Genomic DNA, 6354 nt, shown 5'->3' on the forward strand with positions numbered 1-6354 from the left:
GGAGACCCGCCATGCGCCGTCTGCTTCTCGCTCTGCCGTTTGCCCTGTTGCCGCTGGCCGTCGCCCACGCCGCTGATGAACACGACCATGAGCACGGCAGCCTCGGCGCCCACGAACATGGCGTCGGTCGCTTGAACGCAGCGCTGGACGGGCAGACTCTGGAGCTGGAACTGGAAAGCCCGGCGATGAACCTGGTGGGTTTCGAACACGCTGCCACCACCGACGCCGACAAGGCCAAAGTCGCCGCGGTTCGTGCGCAGCTAGAGAAACCGCTGGTGCTGTTCAACCTGCCGAAAGCCGCTGGCTGCGTGATTGCGACTCAGGAACTGGAAAGTCCGTTGTTCGGTGACAAGCCGGATGCCGATGATGATCACGACGAAGATGCCAAAGATGGACACCACCACAACCACAGCGAAATCCACGCGCATTACCAATTCAGCTGCTCGGCACCCGGCGCGCTGAAAAACCTGGACCTGGCGAACATCTTCAACACATTCCCGGCGACCCAGAAGATTCAGGTACAACTGATCAGCCCGAGCGGGCAGCAAGGTGTAGAAGTGACGGCCAAGGCAGCTGCCCTGAAATTCTAAGTTCACCACAGAACCAATGTGGGAGCGGGCTTGCTCGCGAATGCGGTGTGTCAGGCAACATCAATGTCGACTGATACGCCCTCTTCGCGAGCAAGCCCGCTCCCACAGGGTTCACCACCAACTTGACCGGTTTCACATGACCCAAGCACTCATCGAACTGTCCGACCTGGGCTTCAGCTGGCCCGGTCATCCGCCGCTGCTGGATATCCCGGCGTTTCGCCTTATGCCAGGCGAAACCCTGTTCCTCAAAGGCCCCAGCGGCAGCGGCAAGACCACCCTGCTCGGCCTGCTCGGCGGTGTGCAGAAGCCTGATCGCGGCAGCATCCGATTGCTGGGCCAGGAGCTGACCGAACTCTCGGCCGGCGCTCGCGACCGCTTCCGGGTCGATCACACCGGCTACATCTTCCAGCAGTTCAACTTGCTGCCGTTTCTCTCGGTGCGCGAGAACGTTGAGTTGCCCTGCCACTTTTCCAAACTGCGCGCTGAACGGGCGATCCAGCGCCACGGCAGCGTCGATCAGGCGGCGGCCACCCTCCTCGCCCACTTGGGTCTGAAGGATGAAAGCATCCTCAGTCGTCGCGCCGATTCGCTGTCCATCGGTCAGCAGCAACGGGTTGCCGCTGCGCGCGCGTTGATTGGTCAGCCTGAATTGGTGATCGCCGACGAACCGACTTCGGCCCTGGATTACGACGCTCGCGAGAACTTCCTTCGCTTGTTGTTCGCCGAATGCCGCGAAGCCGGGTCAAGCCTGCTGTTCGTCAGCCATGACCAAAGCCTGGCACCGCTGTTCGATCGCCACCTGTCGCTGGCCGATCTCAATCGCGCCGCCACCCCGTCTGAGGTCTGAGATGTATTTGTTTCGTCTAGCCATGGCCAGCCTGGCTAACCGCCGCTTCACCGCGATCCTCACCGCGTTCGCCATTGCCCTGTCGGTCTGCCTGCTACTCGCGGTGGAACGGGTGCGCACCGAAGCCAAGGCCAGTTTCGCCAGCACCATCAGCGGTACCGACCTGATTGTTGGCGCACGTTCCGGTTCGGTGAACCTGCTGCTGTACTCGGTGTTCCGCATCGGCAACGCCACCAACAACATCCGTTGGGACAGCTTCGAACACTTCGCCAACAACCCGAAAGTGAAGTGGGCGATCCCGATGTCCCTCGGCGACTCCCATCGCGGTTATCGGGTGATGGGCACCACTGAGGCGTACTTCGAGCATTACCAGTACGGCCATCAACAACACCTGGAACTGGCCGACGGCCGCGCCTTCGCCACTGACCCGTTCGAAGTGGTGCTCGGTGCCGAAGTGGCCGATGCGCTGCACTACAAACTCGGTGACAAACTGGTGCTGGCCCACGGTGTGGCGGTGATCAGCCTGGTCAAGCACGACGACAAGCCGTTCACCGTGGTCGGCATTCTCAAACGCACCGGCACCCCGGTGGACCGCACGTTGCACATCAGCCTCGGCGGCATGGAAGCGATTCACATCGACTGGCATAACGGTGTGCCGGCGCGCGGCAACGGTCGGATCAGTGCCGATCAGGCACGCAACATGGACCTGACGCCGCAAGCGATCACCGCGTTCATGCTCGGCCTCAACAGCAAGATTTCTACCTTCGCGCTACAGCGTGAGATCAATGAATTTCTGGGTGAACCGATGCTGGCGATCCTGCCGGGCGTGGCGCTGCAAGAGCTGTGGAGTTTGATGAGCACGGCGGAAAAAGCCTTGTTCGTGGTGTCGCTGTTCGTGGTGCTGACCGGGTTGATCGGTATGCTCACGGCGATCCTCACCAGCCTCAACGAGCGCCGCCGGGAGATGGCCATACTACGTTCGGTGGGTGCCCGGCCGTGGCACATCGCGACGTTGCTGGTGCTGGAGGCGTTTGCCCTGGCACTGTCGGGCGTGATTGCCGGGGTGGGTCTTTTGTATGTGGGCATCGCCTTGGCTCAAGGTTATGTGCAAGCGAATTACGGCCTGTACCTGCCGCTCGCCTGGCCGAGCGAATATGAGTGGACGCTGCTCGGTGGCATCCTGATCGCCGCGTTGCTGATGGGCAGCGTGCCGGCCTGGCGCGCGTATCGCCAATCCCTGGCCGATGGCCTGTCGATCCGTTTATGAGGACGTTGAACATGCCCCGCGCCGTGCTTGCGCTGTTGATGCTGGTCGCCTTGCCCCTGTGGGCGGCCGGACCGAAAGAGCTGACCTGGTCGGAAATGATCCCGCCGGACGCCGCCCCGGAAGTGCCGAACATGACGCCGTTGCACGACCTGTCGCAGATGGGCAACGCGTTGGCCGCCGAATCGGCGCCAGCGGCCAAGCAAGACATGCCTAATGCACCGGTGGTGAAAAGTCTCGACGGTCAGCACATTCGGCTGCCGGGCTACATCGTGCCACTGGAAGTGAGTGAAGAAGGTCGCACCACCGAGTTTCTGCTGGTGCCTTACTTCGGCGCCTGCATCCACGTGCCGCCACCGCCGTCGAACCAGATCGTACACGTCAAAAGCAAGGTGGGCGTGAAGCTTGATGAGTTGTATCAGCCGTACTGGATCGAAGGGGCATTGCAGGTTAAAGCGTCGACCAGCGAGTTGGCGGATGCCGGGTATCAGATGCAGGCGGACAAGATTTATGTGTATGAATTGCCGGAGTGAAACCGGTAATTATGTGGTGTTTGATAGATAGCCTTCGCGAGCAAGCCCGCTCCCACATTTGAATTGTGTTGATGCACAGATCAAATGTGGGAGCGGGCTTGCTCGCGAAGAGGTAATCAGCCGCACCACAAAAAACGAGCCATCACTGTTTCATTGAGCTGAGTCAAAAGACCGTATCAGACGCCTCCGTACCATTGGACATCGAATATTTTTAACGTCCTTTGGAGCCCTCCATGCACAAGTCTTTGCTCAGCGCTTCGCTGTTTGCCCTCGCGCTCGCAGCACCGTTAGCCTACGCCCACGAAGCCGGCGATATCATCGTTCGTGCCGGTGCAATCACCGTCAACCCGAAAGCCGACAGCTCCAGCGTCAAGGTTGATCAAGGTCCGCTGAAGGGTGCCGATCTGGGTGGCAAGGCCACCATGAGCAGCGACACGCAACTGGGTCTGAACTTCGCTTACATGCTCAACAGCCACTGGGGGATCGAGCTGCTGGCGGCCTCGCCGTTCGAGCATGACGTGAAGCTCAAAGGCACCGCCCTCGGCGCAGCCAATGGCAAACTCGGTTCGCTGAAACACCTGCCACCGACGCTGAGCGTTGTGTACTACCCACTGGACGCGAAGTCCGCCTTCCAGCCGTATGTCGGCGCCGGTATCAACTACACCTGGATCTACGATGAGCACGTTGGCAGCGAAGCCAGCGCCAACGGTTTCAGCAACTTCAAGGCGGATAACTCCTGGGGCATGGCGTTCCAGGTCGGCGCCGACTACATGCTGACCGACAACATCATGATCAACGCCCAGGTGCGTTACATCGACATCGACACCACCGCGACAGTGCAAAATAACGCAGTGGCGCAGGGCACTCGCGCCAAGGTCGATGTAGACGTAGACCCGTTCATCTACATGGTTGGCCTGGGTTACAAGTTCTAAAATTGCCGCACAAAAAAGGCGCCTCGAAAGGCGCCTTTTTCATGACTGCGTAAACCTCAGCGCCCCAACAACCGCGCCAGGCCGACACTCATCGGTGTCTGCTCCGGGTAGGTAAAACGCTCCAGCAAACGCTGATTGTTCGCTCGCGAGTGGCGGATGTCACCGGAGCGCGCCGGACCATAGCTCACCGGCGGCAATTGACCGACCACCGCTTCAAGGGCTTCAAGCATTTGCTTGAGGGTCGTGGCCTGGTTCCAGCCGACGTTGACCGCGCCGACTTCGACCTGCGGTTTCTCGATCGCTTGCACCAACAAGTCGACCAGGTCTTCGACGTAGACGAAATCGCGAGTCTGCTCACCGTCACCGAACACCGTGATCGGCAGGCCCTTCTGCGCGCGCTCGCTGAAAATGCTGATCACCCCGGAATACGGCGAGGACGGATCCTGGCGCGGGCCGAAGATGTTGAAGAAACGGAAAATCACCGGCTCCAGACCATGCTGGCGACGGTAGAAATCGAAGTAATGCTCGCTCGCCAATTTGTCCGAAGCGTAGGGCGTCAACGGTGCCTTGGGCGTGTCTTCGTCGATCGACTCGCCTTCGCCATTGTTGCCGTAGACCGCTGCGCTGGACGCATACAGCACCCGCTTGACGCCGGACTGGCGCATGGCTTCGCAGACATTCAGCGAGCCAATGAAATTGCTCTGGTGAGTCTTCACCGGATCATCCACCGACGCCTGTACCGACGCCACCGCGGCCAAGTGCGCCACAGCGCTGCATCCGACCATCGCCTGCGCGACCAGCGCGGCATCGGCGACATCGCCCACGATCAGTTCGACGCCGGGATTGTCCAGCGGCAAGTTGCTGCGTTTGCCGGTGGAGAGGTCATCGAGGATGCGTACCGAATGGCCCTTGGCGAGTAAGGCATCGGTGAGGTGCGAGCCGATGAAACCGGCGCCGCCGGTGATTAAAACAGGGCCGTCAGCCATGGCGATAAAACCTATCCAGTAAGCCCGGGAGTGCCGCACGCCAGGCGCGGGGTTTGATCCCGAAAGTGTGCAGAATTTTCTTGCAGGCCAGCACCGCGTGTTGCGGCTCTTCGGCGGCGTCCGGTCGCGCGGCGTGAGCCTGGGCGGTCGGCGCTTCGATGGCCAGCGGATGCAGAGCGCGTGCTTCGGTGAGGATCGCCTGCCCAAGTGCCAGCGGCGTGGTCGCCTCATGACCGGCGTAATGGTAGGTGCCCCACAGCGGCGCCGAGCAATCGAGTTGCTTGAGGACCGAGATGATCACACGGGCGGCGTCATCCACCGGCGTCGGATTGCCCCGACGGTCGTCGGCCATCAGCAATTCTTCAGGCAGTTCGGCGCGACCGAGGAAACGCCCGAGGGTGCCGTCGGGGCTGTCATCGAGCAGCCAGCCGAATCGCAGCAACACGTGTTGCGGGCAGGTGGCGCGCACGCTTTGTTCGATCCGCCACAAGGCCTGACCGCGCAGGCCCAAGGGCACCGGTTCGTCTTTTTCGCTGTAGGCGGTCGCCCGGGAGCCATCGAACACGCGATAGCTCGACGGTTGCAGCAGCACGATGTTGTGATGCTGGCACAGTTCGGCCAGACGCTCGATCGCCCGCTCCTGCCCGGCCAGACGCTGTTCGCTGACCGTCTCCGCCTGAAACCAGTCGAAGTAATAGGCGAGGTTGATCAACGCGTCCGGACGGGTGTCGTCGAGCAGTTGCGTCAGGCTCGCGGCGTCCCAGCCGTCTTGCGGTGGGCGGGGGGCGAGGAAGCCGATGTCTTCCTCCGCACCGAGGCGAATCAGCGCCTGCCCAAGGGCATTTCCGCCGCCCAGTAACATAAGGCGCATTCGCATAGAGTCAGCAGGCCCAGTCTGATTGAAACAATGGCTTTATCGACACCGCTCGCGGGCGATGCCGTGGATAGTTGCCGGAATCGTTGCATTTTGCGGGTTTAGTGCGCAACCGTCATCCGTAAAGTGTAGATACCTGAGATCTGTGCTGCCTGTTCCGGCCCCTTCGCGAGCAAGCCCGCTCCCACATTTGAACGGTGTCGGTCACAAATTATGAGTACTCAGGAGATCCAATAATGAAATGGCTACCCCCGCTGCCCTCTGTGATCGCCCACTAAGCTTTCACAGGGGGCTCACCGGAGACCGTTGCCATGAACAAAGTAGCTAT

At 60.9% G+C, this 6354-nt stretch carries 7 protein-coding genes; 5 read left to right on the plus strand and 2 right to left on the minus strand.

The annotated features are described in order from the left end of the window. Positions 1-11 precede the first annotated feature (11 nt). From ASC74_RS20915 to ASC74_RS20935, 5 genes are all read left to right on the plus strand, one after another. On the plus strand, positions 12-590 hold the full coding sequence (locus ASC74_RS20915) for a DUF2796 domain-containing protein (RefSeq protein ID WP_056743677.1): 579 nt from the start codon (positions 12-14) through the stop codon (positions 588-590). 136 nt (positions 591-726) lie between these two features. Then, positions 727-1437 carry an ABC transporter ATP-binding protein gene (locus ASC74_RS20920; protein ID WP_056743679.1) on the plus strand — a complete coding sequence of 237 codons (711 nt, stop codon included), beginning with the start codon at positions 727-729 and terminating at the stop codon, positions 1435-1437. Between the two features lies 1 nt (position 1438). Further along, positions 1439-2704 carry an ABC transporter permease gene (locus ASC74_RS20925; protein WP_046047346.1) on the plus strand — a complete coding sequence of 422 codons (1266 nt, stop codon included), beginning with the start codon at positions 1439-1441 and terminating at the stop codon, positions 2702-2704. A gap of 11 nt (positions 2705-2715) precedes the next feature. Beyond that, positions 2716-3234 (plus strand): DUF3299 domain-containing protein, encoded by a 519-nt coding sequence (locus ASC74_RS20930; RefSeq protein WP_056743681.1) that lies wholly within the window; start codon positions 2716-2718, stop codon positions 3232-3234. A gap of 233 nt (positions 3235-3467) precedes the next feature. Then, a complete protein-coding gene (locus tag ASC74_RS20935) occupies positions 3468-4166 on the plus strand; it encodes an OmpW/AlkL family protein (protein WP_056743683.1) in 699 nt (232 codons plus the stop codon). A gap of 56 nt (positions 4167-4222) precedes the next feature. On the opposite strand, the gene ASC74_RS20940 is transcribed toward ASC74_RS20935, so the two are convergent. Together ASC74_RS20940 and ASC74_RS20945 are read right to left on the minus strand one after the other, a co-directional pair. Continuing rightward, a complete protein-coding gene (locus tag ASC74_RS20940; protein ID WP_056743686.1) occupies positions 4223-5152 on the minus strand; it encodes an NAD-dependent epimerase/dehydratase family protein in 930 nt (309 codons plus the stop codon). After that, a complete protein-coding gene (locus tag ASC74_RS20945) occupies positions 5145-6029 on the minus strand; it encodes a sugar nucleotide-binding protein (RefSeq protein WP_046047341.1) in 885 nt (294 codons plus the stop codon). Before ASC74_RS20945 ends, ASC74_RS20940 begins: the two co-directional genes overlap by 8 nt. Positions 6030-6354: the final 325 nt, after the last annotated feature.

It is taken from the genome of Pseudomonas sp. Root329 (assembly GCF_001424925.1).
In the GTDB taxonomy this organism is placed as follows: domain Bacteria; phylum Pseudomonadota; class Gammaproteobacteria; order Pseudomonadales; family Pseudomonadaceae; genus Aquipseudomonas; species Aquipseudomonas arabinosi.

Coding starts and splice junctions, on each gene's coding strand:
- ASC74_RS20915 (WP_056743677.1), top strand. CDS start 12: ATGCGCCGTCTGCTTCTCGCTCTGCCGTTTGCCCTGTTGCCGCTGGCC.
- ASC74_RS20920 (WP_056743679.1), top strand. CDS start 727: ATGACCCAAGCACTCATCGAACTGTCCGACCTGGGCTTCAGCTGGCCC.
- ASC74_RS20925 (WP_046047346.1), top strand. CDS start 1,439: ATGTATTTGTTTCGTCTAGCCATGGCCAGCCTGGCTAACCGCCGCTTC.
- ASC74_RS20930 (WP_056743681.1), top strand. CDS start 2,716: ATGCCCCGCGCCGTGCTTGCGCTGTTGATGCTGGTCGCCTTGCCCCTG.
- ASC74_RS20935 (WP_056743683.1), top strand. CDS start 3,468: ATGCACAAGTCTTTGCTCAGCGCTTCGCTGTTTGCCCTCGCGCTCGCA.
- ASC74_RS20940 (WP_056743686.1), bottom strand. CDS start 5,152: ATGGCTGACGGCCCTGTTTTAATCACCGGCGGCGCCGGTTTCATCGGC.
- ASC74_RS20945 (WP_046047341.1), bottom strand. CDS start 6,029: ATGCGAATGCGCCTTATGTTACTGGGCGGCGGAAATGCCCTTGGGCAG.